The sequence below is a fragment of the Paenarthrobacter sp. TRD_SC_7 genome, assembly GCF_056156245.1.
Genome location: NZ_CM149587.1, coordinates 3,065,313 through 3,086,235 on the forward strand (window position 1 = coordinate 3,065,313; position 20,923 = coordinate 3,086,235).

Genomic DNA, 20,923 nt, shown 5'->3' on the forward strand with positions numbered 1-20,923 from the left:
GCTTAGCCTAGCTAAAACATCCGCAGTACGACTTTCAAGGATCCACCGACCCCATGGCCCGCAGCCAAAAATCCGCACGCACAGCCGAGCCCCTCGGCGATTTCACCGAGAACATCGTCGACATCGACGTCACGTCCGAGATGGAAGGCTCCTTCCTGGAGTACGCCTACTCGGTGATTTACTCGCGTGCCCTCCCGGACGCCCGCGACGGACTGAAGCCCGTTCAACGGCGCATCCTGTACATGATGTCCGACATGGGCCTCCGCCCGGATCGAGGACACGTCAAGAGCGCCCGCGTGGTGGGTGAAGTCATGGGCAAGCTCCACCCACACGGCGACACTGCGATTTATGACGCCATGGTGCGCATGGCGCAGGACTTTTCCCTCCGCCTGCCGCTGATCGATGGCCACGGCAACTTCGGATCGCTCGACGACGGCCCTGCAGCACCGCGTTACACAGAGGCCCGGTTGGCGGCCGCCGCGCTGACCATGACAGAACACCTGGACGAAGACGTAGTGGACTTTGTCCCCAACTACGACAACCAGCTGACACAGCCGGACGTGTTACCTGCAGCGTTCCCCAATCTCCTGGTCAACGGCACCACGGGCATCGCTGTGGGCATGGCCACGAACATGGCTCCCCATAATTTGGTGGAGGTCATCGCCGCCGCCCGCCACCTGATCGCCAACCCCGGTGCCACCCTGGACGAGATCATGAGGTTCATTCCGGGGCCGGACCTCCCCACGGGTGGCCGCATCGTAGGACTGGATGGAATCCGTGACGCCTACGCCACGGGCCGTGGATCCTTCAAGACCCGCGCCAAGGTTGAGGTGGAACAGCTATCCGCCCGCCGTACCGGCCTCGTGGTCACTGAGCTCCCCTACATGGTGGGCCCGGAAAAGGTCATCGAGAAGATCAAGGATGCCGTCAACGCAAAGAAGCTGACCGGCATCAGCGATGTCGTCGACCTCACGGACCGTAACCATGGCCTCCGACTGGTCATCGAGTTGAAGAACGGCTTCAACCCAAACGCCGTCCTCCAGCAGCTGTACCGTTATTCGCCCATGGAAGATTCCTTCGGCATCAACAACGTCACGCTGGTGGACGGCCAACCACAAACCCTGGGGCTCCTGCAGTTGCTGCAGGTATACGTGGAACACCGCCTGAATGTGGTGCGCCGCCGTACCTCCTTCCGCCTGGGTAAGAAGAAGGACCGCCTCCACCTGGTGGAGGGCTTGTTGATCGCGATCGTGGACATCGACGAAGTCATCCAGATCATCCGCTCCTCCGATGAAGCCTCGGCAGCTCGTGAGCGGCTCATGTCCATCTACGACCTCACCGAGATCCAGGCCAATTACATCCTGGAACTGCGCCTGCGGCAGTTGACCAAGTACTCGCGCCTTGAACTGGAGAAGGAACAGGACGAACTCCGCCGCGAAATCGAGGCACTTGAGGCCATCCTGGCCTCGGATGAGCTGCTCCGCGATCTTGTCTCCGGCGAGTTGGCCGTTATTGCCGAAACGTATGGCACGCCCCGGCGCACGGTGCTCTTGGAGTCGGAAGCTGTCTCCCCCACCGTCGCTGCGGCATTGGCAGCGTCCGTACCCGGCCCCAAGGGCAAAGCGGCAGCGCTGCCCTTGGAGATTCCGGACGACCCCTGCTGGGCCCTGCTCAGCGTCTCCGGACAGATCGCCAGGACGTCCAACCAGGAACCGCTCGCCGAGGCCGGTCCCCGGACAAAGCACGATGTCTTCCGTTCAGTGGTGAAGACCACCGCCAGGGGCGAAATCGGTGCGGTTACATCGCAGGGCCGCATGCTGCGGCTCCAGGTGGTGGACATGCCCGTCCTGCCGCCGGTCTCGGGTCTCCCCAACCTGGCCGGTGGCGTCCCGGCCAAAGACTTCATCACCTTGCTCAAGGGCGAAACCTTGGTGGCGTTCGTTCCCTTGGACGCCGTCCTTGCCATTGGCACGGTTCAGGGCGTGGTCAAGCGTGTGCAGCCGGATTACCCGCTGAACCGTGAGGACTGGGAGATCATCGCCCTGAAAGACAAGGACTCGGTGCTCGCGGTGGAACCGGCGCAGGAGGACGACGTCGACCTCGTCTTTGTGACAAGGCAGGCCCAATTGCTTCGGTTCAGTGCGTCGAATGTCCGTCCGCAGGGACGCACGGCCGGTGGCATGGCCGGCATCAAGCTTGCGGTCGGGGACGAAGTGATCCACTTCGGTACCGTTCGCGCGTCCGATCCTGCCGCCGTCGTGGTGACCATTGCCGGAACCAACGGCGCCCTCCCGGGGACGGCACCGGGAACGGCGAAAGTGACTGCTTTCGAGGAATATCCCGCCAAGGGCCGTGCCACCGGCGGCGTGCGTGTCCACCGCTTCCTCAAGGGTGAGGACACACTGCTCCTGGCCTGGGCCGGGCACGGTCCGGCCAAGGCGTCCTCGGCGGCAGGCGTGGCACGGGCACTCCCCCACGAACACGGTCGCAGGGATGGATCCGGCGTACCGCTGTCCCAGCCAGTGGAAGCCATCGGCCCGAGCATGGCATGGGCTGAAGCCACAGAATAGCGGCACCACCGTCAAGCAGCACGGCAAAGGCCGGGGGTTCCATACCTCCGGCCTTTGTGCTGCCGTGACCGTGAAGCCATGGCATGGGCTAGCCGGTTTGGTTGATGCTCAGTATGTTTCCCTCACTGTCAAGGAACCATGCTGCGGCGCTTCCGTCAGGCATCGTAGCGATTCCGTCATCTGTCTTAATGCCCGGGAGATCGTAGTCTTCGAACTCAACTCCATTGCCGCGCAGCTCCTGCACCGTGGCCCTGACATCGCTGACAGTCCAGCCCATCTGGGTGTTCTTCGCAGTTCCTGCATTGGACGTCTGATAGACAAAGAATCCGGTTCCGTCGCCGCACCTGTACTGGAGGTTGTCGTCGTCGTCCGGATTTTCGGGTTCCAGTCCGAGTTTTTCGCTGTAATACGCGCGTGCCCGGGCTATGTCCTGTGCCGGTAGGACGGCACCAACCTGCTGATCCTTGAGCATTGTTTTCTCTTTCCGGCTCTCCCCCCGGAACGAACTTTACTCTTGGGAGGGTCCGTAAGTAATTGCAAAACGACACCATATTTCGTGGGCTGCGCAGGGGTGCGGGCCGGAGCAGCTTAGACTGGCCGCATGCCGATCATCCCTGATGAAAAAGACTGGACCTGGGTGCTCTCGAAGCCCTGCCCCGAGTGCGGTTTCGACTCCGCGACGGTGACTCCTTCCACCGTGCCCGGCACCATCCTGAACATGCTCCCGCGGTGGCGGGCCGTGCTCCGCCGGGAGGATGTAGCCACACGTCCCAATGACCACACATGGTCCAACCTCGAGTACGCATGCCACGTCCGGGACGTCTTCAGCCTCTTCGACCAGCGTCTCAACCTGATGCTCACCGAGGATGGCGCCCGGTTTGCCAACTGGGACCAGGACCAGGCCGCGATCGACGGCGAGTACGGCACCGCTGATCCGCGAACGGTGGCCGACGAACTCGAGGCAGAAGGCAAGGAGATTGCCGCATCCTTCGCCCGGGTAACGGAGGACGACTGGCAACGCACGGGAACGCGCAGCAATGGATCCTCATTCACCATACTGACGTTCTCCCAGTACTTCCTCCACGATGTTGTCCACCACCTTCACGATGTGGACGGCTAGGAACTAGAGCATCTTCTCCCACGTCATGCTCCGGTTCACCGGCGTGTAACCCATGCCAAGATAAAGTTCCAGGGCCCCGGTGGGATTGGCTGAGTCCACGTCCAGTGACGCAACGTCCATCCCCGCCGCAGCGTATCGCTGCATGGCATCGGCAAGCAGCGCTTGGGCTATCCCCCGGCCGCGATAGGCACGCCGCACGCCAAGGAGCTCTGTGTAGCCTTCCTTGAACCCGCGGTCGGCAGCCGAATCGGGATCGAAGCTGGTCAGTTGGTAACCGGCGACCTCGCCCGTGGCTTGGTCGATCACCACCGCACCGAGGTCGTGCCGGGCGGTAGGCTCCTCGATGGTGAAGCGCCACGATTCTTCATCCCGCGGCTCGCTCCCCCAGTGGTCCCTGAACGCATCGTTGTGGGCTTGGCGCACCGGTTCAAAAAGCGATGGCTCCAGAGTCTTGAGCTCAAGTCCGGCACCAAGCGGGACAACAGGCAGTTGCCCTGACAATGGCCGGTGCATTTCGTTGAACCAGCGCACGGCACCGTAGCCATGACCCATAAGGAGTGCTGCCTGATGCTCGTGCTGTTCCTCCGTCTGGATACGGAGACGGGGCGGCGCCGTTGTGTGACCAGCAGCTTCATCGGCTTGGAACCGGGCGCGTACTTGTCCTTCCTGCCATAGCAGGACGGCGGAGCCGATGCCTCGTTGTTGCCACTCCGGGTCGACACACGCCATTCCGGTGGCCTTGTCGCCAGCGGGGTTCTTGACAATGCGCCCGTAGGCGCGGGCCACGCCGTGGGAGTCCAGCCCCAGCAGCGTGCTTGTCTCCGCCGGGTTCTTGGTGGACTCCAGAACGTGGGCCAGGTCGCCCCGCTTCTCATACCAGACGGGCTGCTCGACGGCGGCAGTCCGGGCAATCAGGCCTGCCCAGTTATCGAGGTCTTCCATGGTGGCTGGTCGCCAGTTCAGGCCGGTTGCAACGGCGTCGGGCATGACTTGGCTTGCGGCTTCGAAAGGCATGCCAACAGGCTACTGAGGAGTAGGCCTTCCCACCAGTTCCGACGCGCGCTGTATTTGTGCCATGGCAGCTTGGGCCGCAGGCAACTCGAGCCGCACATCTGCCGGATCAATGTCCTCTGGATCGTGGGTGACCAGGACAACGGTGACGTCCCTGAGTCCGTTGCGCAGAATGGCCATCATTTCCCGCGCAGAGCCCGCATCCAAGTGGGCAGTAGGCTCATCCAGCAACAAGACAGAAGCTCCGGTCAGGAGCGTCCTGGCCATTGCAAGCCGCTGCCGTTCACCACCACTCAGGAAAGAACCACCGGGACCGATGCGGGCATCGAGCCCATCCGGCAACGCTTCCACCACTGAGTCAAGGCCGACGTCGGCCAGGGCCTTGTGCATCTCGGCCTCGCTGGGCTTTTCTGCGGCCGGCCGGCTCAGCAAGAGGTTGCCCCGAATAGTGGAGTCGAACAGGTGGGCTTCTTGGGGGCACCACGCCGCTGTGCCGGAGAGTTTCACAGTTCCTTCCGTCAGCGGCAGAAATCCGAGGAGCACGGAGAGGAGCGTGGACTTCCCTGCGCCTGAGGGTCCGGTCACGGCAAGCCAGCGGCCGGGCTCGGCAACAGCATCCACACCGGAAAAGACCTTCGGGCCACCCGGCCATGACGCTGACGCACCCCGCAACTCCAGTCCCGCCCGGCCGGGCCGATCAGGCAGGCGACGCGTGCCGCCGTCGTGCTCTTCCGGAGGGTTCATTGAATCCGGGGTGTCCAAAGCGCCGGATGCTGCCACCCGCCCTAGGACGGCTGCGAGCGCCGGGGCTTGGCGCACAGCGGAAACGATGCCACCAAAGGGTTCAACCATGGCTAGTTGCATGAGGACAATGACAGCTGCCAGTTCCGGGGGAACAGCACCTTCCAGTACGGCGGGTGCACTCAGGACGCCCGCCCACAACGCGGCCATCGAGCAAGCCAGGACAATCACTGCTTGGCCGAGCCCTTCAGCCCATGCCGACCGTTGTGCAGAGAGGGTGGCGGTGCGGTCTTTGTCACGCAGTGCACCGAGGACCGGCTCCCCCACACCGTTGGCGCTTAGTTCCGCACGGGCATCGAGGGCTGCGGCCACTCCCCGAAGCACCACTGAACGCATCTGCTGTTCAGCCTTGGCTGCGTTCCTGTCAGCCAGGACTGCAAGGGTCGGGGCAAGGACCAGGCCGACGACTGCGGCTGCCACCACCGCCGGCAGGGCCGCTGGCAAAACGATTGCCGTGGCCAGGATCGCCGCGGCCCCGACTCCCAGGGCAGTCACGGGAGGGAGGACAACCCTGGGCAGAAGATCGCGGAGGGTGTCCACGTCGTCCACGATGGAGCCCAACACGTTGCCGCCTTGGAGGAGGCGCCGGAGGGACAGCGCGCTGCGGCTCAGCGATGCCCACAGAACACCGCGGAGTCGGGTCATGGCAGCGAAAACGGCATCGTGGGTCAAGAGTCGCTCACAGTAACGCAGAACGGCCCTTCCAATGCCGAAGAACCTGACTCCGACGATCGCTCCGAGGAGGTAGAGAATAGGCGGCTGCTCGCTGGCACGAATGATCAGCCACCCGGACAGACCTGACAGAGCCACTGCGAAGAGGGCGGCCAGGACGGCCACGACACCTGCGGCAACGAACTTCCAACGTACGGGTCGCAGAGTCCGCAGGAGATCATGCAGGCTGCTGGTCGTGGGAACCGAATGGAGGTCACTCTGGGGCGTAGCCGCTTTCGCAGGGTCTGCACCAGCGCTGGCTTGTGTGGCGCCCCCGCACGGAGTGCTCATGCTGGCCACCGCAGGTACCGAGTGCTGGTGCTGGTGCTTGCGCCCTACAGGTACCAGGTGATCGGCGAGCGCACGGGTGGCGGCGTCGTGGGCCACCAGGATCACGGTGACGTTGCCACGAAGCGACTCTATGGCGCGACGGACCACGCTGGCGGAGTACTGGTCCAGGTGGGCGGTGGGCTCATCGAGCAGCAAGAGTGCAGCGCCGGCTTCCACCCGGGCCAATCCACGGGCAAGCGCAATCCGCCGTAATTCTCCGGGGCTCAGTTCCGCTGGGTTCCGGGCTGCCAAGTGTTCGGCGGAGGTCTTCCGGAGGACGCGGGTCACGGCCTCGGCTTCGTTCCCTTGGTATCCGTCAAGATAGAGGACAATCTCTTGCTGCACAGTTTCGGTGGCCATGACCGGGTGTTGCGGAACCCACGCCACCCTCCCCGGGGTCGCGCCGGAGATGGTCCCTGTGACCGAGGCTCCCGGTCCTTGACCGATGAGCCCGGCAAGGACGCCCAGGACTGTGCTCTTCCCGGCACCGCTGTCGCCGTCGAGGGCTGTGACGTGCCCCGGCGCTGCAGTGAAGCTGAGGGGCCCGACGGCGGCCGCGGACCTTCCGTGGTACGTCACCGACAATCCGCTCACCGCCACCCCGGTCTGGGCTGTGCCGGACGGTTCTGTGCTGGACGGCCCACCGTCCTGCAGGCGCTCGTATGAGGGTGCGTCCAGTACGGCGTTGGTGGTTTCGAGGGCTGCCCGGCCGTCATCGCTGGCGTGGTGGGCGGTGCCGAGCTCCCGCAGCGGAAGATAGCAGTCCGGGGCAAGGATCAGCGCCAGGAGGCCAGCTTCAAGAGCCATGTCCCCATGCACCAACCGGACACCGATGAACACAGCCACTACGGCCACCGAGATCGTTGCAATGAGTTCCAAGGCAAGTGCGGAAAGGAACGCCGTGCGAAGCGTGCCCATGGTCCGTGTGCGGTATTGCTCTGAAATATCTTCCAGGGCTGCTCGCTGTTCGGTGGCACGCCCAAGGCCTACCAGGACGGGAAGGCCTTTGGCGAGCTCAAAGATGTGACCGGACAGTTTCCGGAGCGTGCTTTGCGCCTCCCGGACTGTATCTTCGGTGTGCTTGCCTATCAGGACCATGAACAGCGGCACCAAAGGAACTGTCAGCACGATCACCACAGCACTCACCCAGTCGGCAAAGAGGATCCGGGCCCCGATCAGCAGCGGGACCGTAGCACAGTTCACGATCGCGGGAAGGTACTGGGTGTAATAGTCGTCCAGCGCGTCCAATCCCCGCGTCGCAAGGATCGCCAGGCCGCCGTCGTTCATTCCCGCTACCGGCGACGAACCGCCGTCGGACAGCGAACGCTTCAACAGCCGTGCCCGCAGTTCCTCCTTGACGCCCAGGGCGGCCCGCCTGGACGCAATGCCTTGGCCCCAGACGGTCAGCGACCTGAGGACCGCTCCTACCGCGCCCCAGATCAGTCCGCTGTTCCAGTCCCCAGAGCCGGAGTTCCCTCCCCCGGAGGCGAGCCCAGCCAGCATCCCCGCCACGGCTTGGGCCATGAGCACCAGGGACAGCGCCTTGAGGGCGGACATCAGGCCAATGGCGTAGAGCGCCGATCGCGTGGCCGGGCCGGTAGGGAACACGGGTTTCATGGGGCGGCTATTCTCCCGACTTGCGTGGTGTGGCTGGCGAGCTGTCCTTGGGGATCATCACCTTGGCGGCGATGGCCGGCAGGAACCCGTGGGCTTCGGGGATGTGGGCTGCGCTTACCCGCCGCCGGAACACCCAGTACGTCCATGACTGGTAGGCAATCACGAGTGGCAGGCCAACGGCTGCAACGATGCTCATGAGGCCCAGCGTGTAGTCGGAGGACGATGCGTTGGAGATGGTCAGGTTGAAAGCGGGATCGATGGTGGAGGGGATGACCACGGGAAATGCTGCCCCGAAGATCGAGGCAGTGGCGCACACAATGAACGCGCCGAGGGCACTGAAGGCGCGCCCTTCGGACCCCACACGGGCCAGCCGCCAAGCCAGGACTACTGCGACGATGGCCGCTGCCACCAAAGCCCAGGTCCAAGGCTTACCGCTCAGGAACTGGACGGCCACCATCCAGCCGAACATCGGCAACACCGCGAACGGCACTAGTCGAATAAACCAGCGGCGGGCACGATGCCGCACGTCGCCGTCGGTCTTAAGGGCCAGGAAAGCCAGGGCGTGTACCAGGGCGAACGCCACCACGCCGAAACCGCCCAGGAGTGCGTAGCCGCTGAACCAGGACATCGGGCCACCGATGCGGTCCCCATTGGCATTCAAAGGCAAGCCCGTAGTGGTGAGCGCCAAGGCTGCACCGATGCCGAACGCGGCCACGAAGGACCCGACGGCGATCGCCCAGTCCCAGCGGTTGCGCCACCGCTCGGAGTCCACCTTGCCCCTGTATTCGAAAGCGACTGCCCGGAAGATCAAGGCGGCCAGGACTGCCAGTAGCGGGAGGTAGAGGCTGGAGAACAGCGAGGCGTACCAGAGGGGGAAGGCTGCGAAGGTGGCACCGGCTGCGGTGAGCAGCCACACCTCGTTACCGTCCCATACCGGGCCGATGGTGTTCAGCAGTACGCGGCGGTCAGTGTTGTGGCGGGCGAACAGCTTCATGAGCATGCCGACGCCGAGGTCAAAACCCTCCAGGAAGAGATAACCGGTCCACAACACGGCGATGGCCACGAACCAGATGGTTGGCAACAGTTCCATTGTCAGTACCCCTTGGCTTTAGTAGGCGAATGCCAGGACGTCGTCTCCGGACTTGTCCGGACCCGTGCCGTCGTCATTCTTGTCGGGTTGGTCGTCGTCGGCGCCGTGGTGCGCGTGCGCCAGTTCAGGCATCGCCGAGGCCACGCCACCGCGGACGTATTTGACCAAGAGCTTCACTTCCACCACCAACAGCACGGCATAGATGGCGGTGAGGACCACCAGCGAGGTCATGAGCTCACCTGCGCTGACCCCCGGCGATACCGCTGCAGCGGTGAACATGAAGACCTGGTCAATGCCGTTCATGTCCGGGTTCGGGGCCACCACGAACGGCTGCCTGCCCATTTCGGTGAAGATCCATCCTGCCGCGTTTGCGCCGAACGGTGCAAGGATCCCCAAGACGGCAAGACGCATGAGCCACTTGGACTCGGGAACCACGCCCTTGCGGGTAACCCAGAGAGCCAGCAGAGCGGCGAACGCGGCAAGGCCACCGAAGCCGATCATCATGCGAAAGCCCCAGTAGGTCACTTCCATGACAGGCACGTATTGGATTTCCTGTCCGGCGCGCTCACCGTACAGCGGGTTGTCCGGCAGGTGGGTGCCGTACTTCTCCTTGTACTCACCCAGCAGGCTGTTCACGCCCTTGACCTCGGTGGTGAAGTCGCCCTTGGCCAGGAAGGAGAGGATGCCGGGTACTTCGATGACAGCCACGATGTCGTCGCAGTTGGTGGCTCCCAGATTGCCAACGCTCAGGACCGAGAAGCCCGTGCCGTCATGGCAGGCAGCTTCCGCGGCGGCCATTTTCATGGGCTGCTGTTCGAACATCAGCTTGCCTTGGAGGTCTCCGGTGATGGCGGTTCCCGCGAAGGAGATCATGGCCACCACAGCACCAAACCGGAGGGACTTGATCCATACGGTGTAATCAGCCTTGTCGCGGCCCGGGATGGCTGCTTCGCCGGGAACCAACTTGCCGTCCTCGCCCACAACGTCGATGCCGTCGTGGCGGCGACGCCACAGGTGGTACCAGGCAATGCCCAGCAGGAAGGCGCCGGCAACAGCGAGTGCACCAAAGAGAGTGTGGGGCACCGCCACCAGCGCGGTGTTGTTGGTGAACACCGCCCAGGCGTCGGTCATCACGGGCCGGCCATCCACCATTTCAACGCCCACGGGGTGCTGCATCCAGGAATTGGCCACAATGATGAAGTACGCGGAGAAGACCGAACCAATCACGGCGATCCACAAGCAAGCCAGGTGGACGCCGCGCTTGAGCTGCTTCCAGCCAAAGATCCAAAGCCCCAGGAAGGTGGATTCAACGAAAAAGGCCAACAAAGCTTCAAGGGCCAGCGGCGCACCGAAAACATCCCCTACGAAACGGCTGTACTCACTCCACGCCATGCCGAACTGGAACTCCTGGACGATGCCGGTGGCTACACCCATGATGAAGTTGATGAGGAAGAGCTTCCCCCAGAACTTGGTCATCCGCAGATACTCGGGCTTGCCGGTGCGGAACCAAATGGTCTGGATGATAGCCACCACCAGGCCGAGGCCAATAGTGAGCGGCACCATCATGAAGTGGTAGACGGTAGTGATACCAAATTGCCAGCGTGCGATTTCCAAGGCGTCCATGGCTGTCCTTTGTGCGGTGGACCGAAGTACGATGACCTTACTTCTACGTCACGTAGAAAACTTCTCTTCTACACAGTGTAGAACAAATGGAGGGCAACGAAACCCATTCTTCAAGTGGCGTAACCCACGCGCAAGGGTTCACCTCCGGGCGCGGCGCGCCGATAGTTCTACCTCACGTAGAATGAAGGCCTGAAAAGCGGTAGATTTATTGTGGAATGTTGGATGAGCGCTTCCGGCAGCAGCTACCCTGCACTGGAAAGCGGAAGGTAGGGACGTATCGATGGCAAGTCTTGGGGAACTGGAACGGGCAGTGATGGATCTGCTCTGGGCAGGCCAGGAGGCTGCAACTGCCAACACCCTGCGCGATCTTCTGGCGCAGGATTCCGAGGCCGGCGACGGCACCGCGGGCCATCAGGGCAAGGACCTGGCAGTGACCACGGTCCTCACGGTGCTCTCACGCTTGGAAAAAAAGGGACTGGTGGAGCGCGAACGCGGAACGCGGCCCCACCGCTACCAAGCCGTCTCAAGCCGTGCAGACCACACCGCTGAACTCATGCATGAAGTCCTGGGCTCCGCTCCGGACCGCGAGGCTGTCCTGGCCCGCTTCATTGGTTCCGTCACCGAAAGTGAAGCCGCTACCCTGCGCAAACTGCTCGGCTACAATTAGCCACTATGTTCTGGACCTCATACCTGCTTGCGGTCCTGGCAATCATTCTGGCGTGGCCAGTACCCGTCCTCCTGTCGCGCGCACAGTGGCCGGCACGATCCCCTTTCACCGCCATGGTGCTGTGGCAGGCGATCGCCCTGGCCGGTGGCTTGTCCATGATCGGGGCAATGCTCGTCTATGGCCTGGAGCCTATCGGGGACAATCTCATCGCCGGGCTCAAGAGCCTGGCTGGGATGGTTTTCAATAACGAACCCACCACCGCGCTGGGCTTTTGGCACCTTTTTGCGCTCTCCGCAGCGGCACTGCTGACCGCGCATTTGGTCTTCACCCTGCTGCTGACCTATTACAAGATTGAGCGCCAGCGCCGCCGCCACCGCGAACTGCTCGCCCTGTTGGCATCACCGTCCGCCGACGGCCCCGGCACCGTGGTGATCAACCACGACTCCCCCGTTGCTTACTGCCTGCCTGGCGGCGCCCGATCCATAACGGTACTCTCCGACGGCCTGATGGCAGCACTGGAACCAGCTGAACTCCGGGCTGTGCTGATTCACGAGAACGCACACCTGTCCCAGCGCCACGATCTCCTGCTTTGGGCCTTTGCTGCTTGGCGACAGGCCCTGCCATGGTTCCCCACCACCCGTCTGGCCCAGACCGCGGTGAACTCCCTGATCGAAATGCTGGCCGACGACGTCGCACTCCGCACCGAAAGCAAAGGCACCCTGATCAAGGCCATCGCGATCGTTGCCAGCGGCACCACGCAGCCAGCCTTGGGCGGGCAGGCACTCAGCGGCGGCCAGGCGCTCAGCGTTGGGGGCGCCGTCGTCGAGGGCAATGCAGTCAGCGCCACCGGCGGCGCTGACTCCCCACGCACGACGGCGTCACGCGTCAGCCGCCTGCTCTCCCCCAAGCCTCCCCTCACCAAAGCTGCGCGGGCGCTGGTCCTGGCGGCCTCGGCCCTACTGCTCGCAGTACCCACGGCCCTGTTGATCGTTCCTGGATTGCTGGGTTAACTGACTGTTGGGCTTGACCCCTCTTGAGGTAGCGTCGCGTCGCTCCAGGCTTTGTCCTTCTTTGAACTCTCTCCCTTCCTCCCGCCGGGCAGCTTCGATAGCAGCTGTTACATTCATGGGTGTGAAAGCCGCAGAAGCACTTCCTCCTTCCGTTGCAGCCAGCCATCGTTGGCCCCTCTACGCCGCGGGATTTACCACGGCCTTTGGCGCCCATGCTGTCGCGGCGGGGTTGGGGGCAGAGAGCGCTGACATCGGGTTGAGCTTGCTGGCTCTTGGCATCCTGCTGGCTTTGTACGACGTCGCAGAGGTGTTCCTCAAACCCGTTTTCGGCGCCCTCAGCGACCGCATCGGACCGAAACCGGTCATCGTGGGTGGGCTTGTGGCTTTCTCTGCCGCCTCCCTGATTGGTCTAGGGGCGGATCAGCCCGTCATGCTCGCTGCCGCCCGCCTTGGGCAAGGGATGGCGGCTTCTGCCTTCTCACCGGCCTCATCAGCAAGCGTTGCCCGGCTCGCAGGTGGCAAGACCGGCCACTACTTCGGCCGCTACGGCTCATGGAAGGGGCTCGGCTACGCTATCGGTCCTTTGCTGGGAGCCTTGGCCATCATCACCGGCGGCTTCAGCCTCCTCTTCGGGATCTTGGCAGCCCTGGGCCTTGCGGTGGCTGTCTGGGCCCTTACTTCCGTCCCGCGCCTGCAGCCGCTTCCCCGCCCCAGGTACACCATCCTCGATGTGTGGCGCCAAAGCACCGAGCGGTCATTCCTTGGACCAACCCTCGTGCTGGCTGCTGCCACGGGAGCACTGGGGGCCGCCGTTGGCTTTCTTCCTGCGCTGGCAGCACAAGAGGGACTTGGCACAGCAGGCAGCGTCGCCGTTGTCACGGTGCTGGCAGTAACTTCTGCGCTGATACAGCCCCGCGTCGGGCGGCTGCGCGATCATGGAAGACTCGCCGACAGGCCAGGAATGATAGCGGGCCTGCTCGCCATCGCGGTGGGCATTCTGGTAGCCGGCTTGTTACCGGGAGCAGCCTGGATCTACTGCGCGGCCGTGCTCATCGGTTCGGGAATCGGCGTATCGACGCCACTCGCTTTCGCCCACCTGGCTGATGCGACACCGGCCGAACGCCTTGGCAGAACCATGGGATCCGCCGAACTGGGCCGTGAACTTGGCGACGCCGGGGGGCCGCTGTTGGTGGGCGGCGTCGCCGTGGCGGCCGGACTGCCATGGGGTCTGGGAGCATTGGCTTTGGTGGTGGGGGCGGCTACATTCGCCGCTCCCACCACCCACACATTCGGGGCCATCCACCAAGCCTCGGTTCCGCCAACCAGGGGTTAGGCGTCGATGCGCTCCCGGTCAAGGGTGGCCGCTCCGGCAATAATGAACTCCTTGCGAGGTGCCACGTCAGAGCCCATCAGGAGGTCGAACACTTCCTCTGCACGCTGGGCACTTTCGATGCCCACCTTGCGCAGGGTCCGGTGCCGCGGGTCCATGGTGGTCTCAGCAAGCTGCTGAGCGTCCATCTCGCCCAGGCCCTTATACCGCTGGATGGGCTCCTTGTAGCGCTTGCCGTCCTTGGCAAGGTTCGAAAGAAGTACGTGAAGCTCGGCCTCCGAGTAGGTGTAGATCATCTCATTGGCCTTCTGGCCGGGATTGATGACTTCCACGCGGTGCAGGGGCGGGACAGCGGCAAACACGCGGCCAGCCTCGACCATGGGCCGCATGTAACGGAAGAAAAGGGTCAGCAGCAGCGTACGGATGTGCGCACCGTCAACGTCGGCGTCGGTCATGAGGATGATCTTGCCGTACCGGGCAGCGTCAATGTCAAAGCTGCGACCGGAGCCGGCGCCAACAACTTGGATCAACGCCGCGCACTCAGCGTTGGACAACATGTCGCCAACGGATGCTTTCTGGACATTCAGGATCTTTCCCCGGATGGGCAGGAGGGCCTGGAAATCGGATGAACGCGCAAGCTTGGCGGTACCGAGCGCCGAGTCGCCCTCTACGATGAACAGCTCGGAGCGCGCAACGTCATCAGTACGGCAGTCGGCAAGCTTGGTGGGCATCGATGAAGTTTCCAGGGCATTCTTGCGGCGCTGGGTTTCCTTGTGCACGCGGGCCGAGATGCGCGACTTCATCTCGGCAACCATCTTCTCCAGCAGGAGCGCGGACTGGGCTTTGTCGTTGCGGTTGGCGGAGGTCAGCCTTGCGTTTATTTCCTTCTCAACAACCTTGGCCACAATGGCCCGGACCGCCGAGGTACCAAGGATCTCCTTGGTCTGTCCCTCGAACTGCGGCTCTGCAAGCCGAACAGTCAGGACGGCCGTCAGCCCGGCGAGAATATCGTCCTTTTCGATCTTGTCGTTACCGGCTTTGAGCTTGCGCGCGTTCGTCTCCACGGCCTTGCGGAAGGTCTTCAGCAGGGCGGCTTCGAAACCGGACTGGTGGGTGCCGCCCTTGGGCGTGGCGATGATGTTGACGAAGCTGCGCACAGTGGTCTCGTAGCCAATACCCCAGCGCAGGGCGATGTCCACCTCACAGTCCCGTTCGACTTCCGCGATCTTGCTGTGCCCGCTCTCATCGAGGACAGGGACGGTTTCCTTGAACTTTCCGGAACCGTGAAGGCGCCAGACGTCCGTCACTCCAGAGTCCGCCGCGAGGAACTCAACGAATTCGGAGATGCCGCCATCGTGATGGAACACTTCCTCATGGACAGCGGCTTCCCCCGGTGTTCCGGCCAGCTTGCGCTCATCGCGTACCGTGATTTTCAGGCCCGGTACAAGGAAGGATGTCTGGCGCGCCCGTGCCGCCAATTCGTCGTATGAGAACTTGGCGTCAGGGGTGAATATTTGGCGGTCCGCCCAATAACGCACGCGGGTCCCCGTGACACCGCGCTTTGCCTTGCCCACCACATCCAGCACGGAGTTCTCAACGAACGGCTCGAAGGGTGCATTGGGGCTTGGTTTCGCTCCGGAATCCACGAAGCGGCCTGGCTCGCCACGGCGGAATGACATTTGGTATGTCTTGCTGCCGCGGTCCACTTGGACATCGAGGCGACTGGACAAAGCGTTCACCACAGAGGCTCCGACGCCATGCAGACCTCCCGAGGCAGTGTAGGAGCCGCCGCCGAACTTGCCACCTGCGTGCAGCTTGGTGAAGACAACCTCTACGCCGGAGAGGCCGGTCTTGGGCTCTACGTCCACCGGAATACCGCGGCCATCGTCGTGGATTTCCACCGAGTTGTCGGCGTGCAGGATCACCTTGATGTCATGTCCGAAGCCCGCCAGGGCCTCATCCACGGCGTTGTCGATGATTTCCCACAGGCAGTGCATGAGGCCGCGGGAGTCTGTGGAGCCGATGTACATGCCCGGGCGCTTTCGGACGGCTTCCAAGCCCTCAAGGACAGACAGATGCCGGGCGTTGTATTCAGAACTCGGTGCCACTCGCGGTGTGCTCCTTCGGGGTATATCTCTGGGGTGCTTCCCAGCCATGTTTTTGGCTGGTATTTCAAGGCAAACACTGCCCGTACCAGCGTAGCCGGGGAAGGCATCAGGCATGGTCTGCCACTCCAGCACGGGCGCAGCCTGCCCGCTTACGTTACGCACATGTGATACGCGGACAGCGAAAGTGACCCATCCTTGCCATGGATCTGCGTCGAATGCTGGTTATATGGATGTACAGAACTACTAAGGAGGCCGACATGACAACAGCAGTTGCAGACCGCACGCTGAACGCAGCTGACCGCTGTGACCGTTGCGGAGCCCAGGCGTACGTCCGCGTTGTACTCGAGTCCTCCGGCGGTGAGCTGCTCTTCTGCGGCCACCACGCACGTGCAGTTGAAGCTACGCTTCGGCCCATGACTTCTGACTGGCACGATGAGACCGAGCGCCTCAACGAGAAGGCTCCCGTCCCCGTCGACTAGGCAGTCCGGCTAGCCGGAAACCCTTTTTGATCAGCTGACAAGGCTCCTCCCGGTTCCGGGAGGGGCCTTGTTGCGTTCAGCTTGTTGCGTTCAGCTTGTTGAGCACAAGAAAAAGCGGCCCAGACGGAGATCCGGCTGGGCCGCTTCAACAACGGCTCTGAAGTGTTTAGTCCAGGTAGTCCCGCAGGACCTGGGAACGGGACGGGTGCCGCAGCTTGGACATGGTCTTGGATTCGATCTGGCGGATACGCTCACGCGTAACCCCGTAGACCTTGCCGATTTCGTCTAAAGTCTTCGGCTGGCCATCGGTCAGGCCGAACCGCATGGCCACAACTCCGGCTTCGCGCTCGGACAGGGTGTCCAAAACAGAGTGCAACTGCTCCTGCAGGAGCGTGAAGCTGACGGCGTCGGCAGGAACAACAGCCTCCGAGTCCTCAATCAGATCACCGAACTCCGAGTCACCATCCTCGCCCAGCGGGGTGTGAAGAGAAATCGGCTCGCGCCCGTATTTCTGGACCTCAACAACCTTCTCGGGCGTCATGTCCAGTTCGAGTGCCAGCTCTTCAGGCGTCGGTTCACGGCCCAGGTCCTGAAGCATTTGGCGCTGTACGCGGGCCAGCTTGTTGATGACTTCCACCATGTGCACCGGTATACGGATGGTGCGGGCCTGGTCTGCCATGGCGCGCGTAATTGCCTGGCGGATCCACCAGGTTGCGTACGTCGAGAACTTAAAGCCCTTGGTGTAGTCGAATTTCTCCACGGCCCGGATGAGGCCCAGGTTGCCTTCCTGAATCAGGTCCAGGAAGAGCATGCCACGGCCGGTATAGCGCTTGGCCAAGGAAACGACCAGGCGCAAGTTGGCTTCGAGCAGGTGGTTCTTGGCACGCTTGCCATCGTGGATGACGAATTCAAGCTCACGCTTGAGCTTGGGATCCATGGACCCGTCGTCAGCGTTGATCTTTTCCTCGGCAAAGAGGCCGGCTTCAATACGAAGCGCGAGGTCAACTTCCTGCTCGGCATTCAGCAGTGCAACCTTGCCGATCTGCTTCAGGTAGTCCTTGACGGGGTCGGCTGTAGCACCGGCGGACATGACCTGCTGGACAGGGGCGTCATCGTCGTCGGCATCCGAGTAGACGAATCCCGAGCCGGATGGAGCAGCCTTGTCCTTGGCGGCCGTGGCGCCGTCCTCGACGTCATCTTCTCCGACTTCGACTTCCTCGGCAGCTGCGGGATCAAAGTCTTCATCCTCGCTGCTGGAATCCTCAGCGTCGGAGCCTGAGGACTTGTTCGCGGCTTCAGCGGCGGCCTTCGCACCGGGCTTGGGTCCACGCTTCTTGGGTGCCGGCTTGTCAGAGTCGCCCTCTGAGGCCTTGTTGGCAGCACGTGTCGCTGCGCGCTTTGCCGATGTAGCCGCCTTCTTTTCCTCAGCGGACAATTCGGCCTGGGCGGCGGGTTCCTTCTCGACGGAAGACGGGGTCACAGAAAACCTTTCTAGCGGCGGTCTGTGGAATCACCATACGGGCAACACCACTATGACCCTGTCAAGTCCGCGATCAATTTCAAATGCGATCGCCGTCTGCAGAGTCTCTATAGAGAACTCCCGACGACACTGTATTGTTCCCGATGACGGGGCCAATTCAGGCATTCGAACGCGGACCCAACCGGGTCTCGGCATCCATTGTCTCACGGTTTTGCGAAACGCACGCCTGATGAATGTCCAACTCTCTACGCGACCGTGTCCTTGAACCCGCGCCATGCCGTGACGGAGCTCCGCGCCCACGTGCAGATGGTGCCCTGCCCCAGAAGATCCATGAGGAGTTCGGCCAGTCGGTAGCCCGGTTGGGCGGCCTCTGCCCGGCTAAGGCAGGCATGGGCAACCGATCCGCGCCCCTTGCACCAGGAAATCCAGCCTTGCAGGGTCAGCGCCGCTGCAGGCACCACGCCGGATTCGCCGTCTACGCATAATCCGGCAAGAACCTTTTGCAATGCATCAAGGGTGCTCCAGCAGGGCATTTCCGGTTGCATACCCAGCAGAACATCGCCGTAGGTGAAGACGTCCCCGGAGGTATTCCGTTCATGAGGTTCGTCGGCAGCAGGAACGGCAGGGCACGGAACTCCGAGTTCTTTTGGGTCGAATGGCGCGTCGCCGTCGTCCTCGACAAAAAGTCCGAAGGCCGCAGCGCCGGACTTTGCAGATTCCTTGCCTGCTGCCGCCATGACAACCACAGCGTCCCGCCACGCAGGGACCCGGAGGGTGGTTCTAAGGAAGCCCATGATTTCCGCATCGGCCCCGGGATGTAGGGGTTTATCTGCTTCGCTCCTGTTCAGCACGTGATGCCACACGGCCAGGACTGCGTCCAGACAGCGCTCACTCCGCCACCGCCCGAGAATCTGCTTTCCGTAGCGTGACTCCGCTGCCAGCACCAGAGGATCCAGCGCCCGGGGACTTGCAGGCTGCGGCTTCTCGAGCGCGCTCCTCGGGGACGGCCCTATGGAGCTCCCCCTGTACACCAGTTCTGCGCTGAGCCTGCTGTTCTTGATGCGATCAACGGGCAGTCCGGGCAACGGGCAACATTCCAGATCTGTGCAGTAGGCGCTGCGCCAATAGTCGGAGCCGACCAGCCACGCATCCCTAACCGATAAGTCAACCTCATCGAGGCTTAGCTGAAGGGCCTCAAGCAGCGGAATTGTTTGCCGGGCCACACTGCCGTCAGCCCATCCCGTGTCAGTGTAGATGGCAAGCACCACCCCGTTGGCTTCCTCGTCAGCAATCAGGAAGGCACGGATCTGGTCTGCGAAACGTGACCGGGCCTGTAGTGAACCAAGGTTCGGCAGATCCACGCGCAGCGTGGCTCCAAGGACTTTCCCTTGCATGGTGATGGCCACCAGGCTGTCCTCGGGCCAGTAACCCAACATGTGGGGAATGTAGCCAAGAATGTCTTCGGGTTGGTGGATGCTGAGCGTTCTGTTGGAAGTCATGTTTCCACCCTGCTCAAGTCCTGACGGAGGAGACAGTGACCATCATGCCTATGTGGATAAGCTGCCGCAGCCAAGCGGCGCGGACCGCTTTACTGGTCGTCCGCAGAAACGGGCCGTGCGGCACGTCGCCGCTCGATCCGTTCCCGACGCTGCCTGGCGAGGGCGGCCATCAGCGGCTGTACGTGGATCCCCTGGGATGCCATCTGACGGCGCACCTTTCGTCGTGTTACCAGGATGAGCACCGTACCAAGGCCAAGCAGAACGAACTGAACACTGAGGGCAATACGGAACGGCGCAAGCCCGTACAGATCACCGCCGGAGAAGCCGCCGGCATACAGGAGGTCGAGTACAAGACCGATGAGGTAAATAGCAACGAGCGCCGCCATAAAACCGCCAACATTGACAATGCCGGTTGCCGTGCCGATCCGGTGCGAGGGATTGAATGTCCTGGCGAAGTCGAATCCAATCATGGACCCGGGCCCGCCCACTGCCAGCACCACTACCAGAATGCCCAAGAGCCACAGCGGGGCGCGCTCGGGAAGGATGAGCACAGCAGCCCAAGCCAAGGCTGTAGCCAGCGCGATCAGCAGGACCATGGCCGATCTTCGCATGGGATGTTTCGAGACGAACCGGCCAAAACCAGGGCCCGCAACAATGGCCGTGGCCACAAACAGTGCCATGAGGCCGGAGACTGTCCCCGCATCGAGTCCCTGCGCAGACAACAAGAAGGGATAGCCCCAGGTCATGGCAAACAGGTTCCCGCTGAACTGCACGGTGAAGTGGCTCCAGAGCCCCAGCCTGGTTCCGGGCTGTTTCCACGCGCGGGACAGCGAAATGCCGGTGGCACGGAGGCCCTGGCCGGCTTCCCGGGGCGGGTGCCCGGGTGGGGCGTCCCGAAGCACTGAGAGGACGAGGACCACTGCCAGCACGGACATGCCCGCCAGAGTGAGGAACGCGGGAGTCCATCCGGCCGCGTGAAGGAGAAGCGCAAAGGGAACAACACTGAAGAGCTGGCCGAGCTGGCCACACATGCCGGTCAGCTGCGTGACCAGCGGAACCTTGGCGGGAGCGAACCACAACGGAACCAGGCGGATCACCGAAATAAAGGTCATCGCATCGCCGGCACCCACCAGGACGCGGCCCAAGACGCCACCGGGAACATTGTCCGCAAAGGCCAACTGCAACTGCCCTAATCCCATGAGCACGGCACCACCGGCCACCATAGCCCGCGAACCGAACCTGTCCACCAGGACGCCGACGGGAATCTGCAGCCCTGCGTAAACCAGGAGTTGAAGCACCGTGAAGAAGGAGATGGCAGCGGCACTGGCATGGAATCGCTCAGTGGCTTCCAACCCTGCGACGCCAAACGAGGTTCGCTGCGCCACCGCCACTAGGTAGGCGAACACGCCGATCGTCCAGATGAGCCAGGCACGGGGAGCGTTCACCCAACAATTATGCCTGTCAGAAGCTCAAAGCT

At 62.8% G+C, this 20,923-nt stretch carries 15 protein-coding genes; 6 read left to right on the forward strand and 9 right to left on the reverse strand.

All coding sequences use genetic code 11. The annotated features are described in order from the left end of the window. Nucleotides 1–53: 53 nt before the first annotated feature. Nucleotides 54–2,570 (forward strand): DNA gyrase/topoisomerase IV subunit A, encoded by a 2,517-nt coding sequence (locus tag AC0J5Z_RS14850; RefSeq protein ID WP_475033546.1) that lies wholly within the window; start codon nt 54–56, stop codon nt 2,568–2,570. An 88-nt stretch (nt 2,571–2,658) separates the two neighbouring features. On the opposite strand, the gene AC0J5Z_RS14855 is transcribed toward AC0J5Z_RS14850, so the two are convergent. Further along, nucleotides 2,659–3,042, reverse strand: a complete 384-nt coding sequence (locus AC0J5Z_RS14855) for a VOC family protein (protein WP_475033548.1) — start codon at nt 3,040–3,042, stop codon at nt 2,659–2,661. 129 nt (nt 3,043–3,171) lie between these two features. Between AC0J5Z_RS14855 and AC0J5Z_RS14860 the strand changes: the two genes are divergently transcribed. Then, entirely contained in the window at nt 3,172–3,690 is a 519-nt protein-coding gene (locus tag AC0J5Z_RS14860) for a DinB family protein (protein WP_475033550.1), read from the forward strand. Between the two features lie 3 nt (nt 3,691–3,693). Here AC0J5Z_RS14860 and AC0J5Z_RS14865 read toward each other — a convergent pair whose 3' ends face one another. Genes AC0J5Z_RS14865 through AC0J5Z_RS14880 form a run of 4 tightly spaced genes read right to left on the reverse strand, consistent with a single transcriptional unit; the run spans nt 3,694 to nt 10,873 of the window. Beyond that, nucleotides 3,694–4,704 (reverse strand): GNAT family N-acetyltransferase, encoded by a 1,011-nt coding sequence (locus AC0J5Z_RS14865; protein ID WP_475033553.1) that lies wholly within the window; start codon nt 4,702–4,704, stop codon nt 3,694–3,696. Between the two features lie 9 nt (nt 4,705–4,713). Next, nucleotides 4,714–8,160, reverse strand: coding sequence for a thiol reductant ABC exporter subunit CydD (gene cydD / locus AC0J5Z_RS14870; protein ID WP_475033555.1), 3,447 nt, complete (start codon nt 8,158–8,160; stop codon nt 4,714–4,716). Between the two features lie 7 nt (nt 8,161–8,167). Continuing rightward, nucleotides 8,168–9,250: a cytochrome d ubiquinol oxidase subunit II gene (gene cydB, locus AC0J5Z_RS14875; protein WP_475033558.1), complete on the reverse strand. Its 1,083-nt coding sequence runs from the start codon at nt 9,248–9,250 to the stop codon at nt 8,168–8,170. 18 nt (nt 9,251–9,268) lie between these two features. Then, a complete protein-coding gene (locus AC0J5Z_RS14880) occupies nt 9,269–10,873 on the reverse strand; it encodes a cytochrome ubiquinol oxidase subunit I (RefSeq protein ID WP_475033560.1) in 1,605 nt (534 codons plus the stop codon). 280 nt (nt 10,874–11,153) lie between these two features. Between AC0J5Z_RS14880 and AC0J5Z_RS14885 the strand changes: the two genes are divergently transcribed. The 3 genes from AC0J5Z_RS14885 (at nt 11,154) to AC0J5Z_RS14895 (ending at nt 13,883) form a co-directional block, all read left to right on the forward strand. After that, nucleotides 11,154–11,540, forward strand: a complete 387-nt coding sequence (locus tag AC0J5Z_RS14885; protein ID WP_011774471.1) for a BlaI/MecI/CopY family transcriptional regulator — start codon at nt 11,154–11,156, stop codon at nt 11,538–11,540. Nucleotides 11,541–11,545: 5 nt separating this feature from the next. After that, the gene (locus tag AC0J5Z_RS14890) at nt 11,546–12,550 is read left to right on the forward strand and encodes a M56 family metallopeptidase (RefSeq protein ID WP_475033563.1); all 1,005 of its coding nucleotides are present in this window, start codon (nt 11,546–11,548) and stop codon (nt 12,548–12,550) included. A gap of 121 nt (nt 12,551–12,671) precedes the next feature. Then, complete coding sequence (locus AC0J5Z_RS14895; RefSeq protein ID WP_475033567.1) at nt 12,672–13,883, forward strand: MFS transporter; 1,212 nt, start codon at nt 12,672–12,674, stop codon at nt 13,881–13,883. On the opposite strand, the gene AC0J5Z_RS14900 is transcribed toward AC0J5Z_RS14895, so the two are convergent. Next, nucleotides 13,880–15,988, reverse strand: coding sequence for a DNA gyrase/topoisomerase IV subunit B (locus tag AC0J5Z_RS14900; protein WP_475033571.1), 2,109 nt, complete (start codon nt 15,986–15,988; stop codon nt 13,880–13,882). The genes AC0J5Z_RS14895 and AC0J5Z_RS14900 overlap by 4 nt on opposite strands. Nucleotides 15,989–16,245: 257 nt before the next feature. On the opposite strand from AC0J5Z_RS14900, the gene AC0J5Z_RS14905 reads away from it, so the two are divergent. Continuing rightward, nucleotides 16,246–16,467 carry a DUF7455 domain-containing protein gene (locus AC0J5Z_RS14905; RefSeq protein ID WP_018778705.1) on the forward strand — a complete coding sequence of 74 codons (222 nt, stop codon included), beginning with the start codon at nt 16,246–16,248 and terminating at the stop codon, nt 16,465–16,467. Between the two features lie 166 nt (nt 16,468–16,633). Here the strand turns inward: AC0J5Z_RS14905 and AC0J5Z_RS14910 are convergent, their stop codons facing one another. From AC0J5Z_RS14910 to AC0J5Z_RS14920, 3 genes are all read right to left on the reverse strand, one after another. Continuing rightward, entirely contained in the window at nt 16,634–17,947 is a 1,314-nt protein-coding gene (locus tag AC0J5Z_RS14910) for an RNA polymerase sigma factor (RefSeq protein WP_475033576.1), read from the reverse strand. 245 nt (nt 17,948–18,192) lie between these two features. After that, nucleotides 18,193–19,446: a DUF4192 domain-containing protein gene (locus AC0J5Z_RS14915; protein ID WP_475033581.1), complete on the reverse strand. Its 1,254-nt coding sequence runs from the start codon at nt 19,444–19,446 to the stop codon at nt 18,193–18,195. 89 nt (nt 19,447–19,535) lie between these two features. After that, nucleotides 19,536–20,891 (reverse strand): MFS transporter, encoded by a 1,356-nt coding sequence (locus AC0J5Z_RS14920; RefSeq protein WP_475033583.1) that lies wholly within the window; start codon nt 20,889–20,891, stop codon nt 19,536–19,538. Nucleotides 20,892–20,923: the final 32 nt, after the last annotated feature.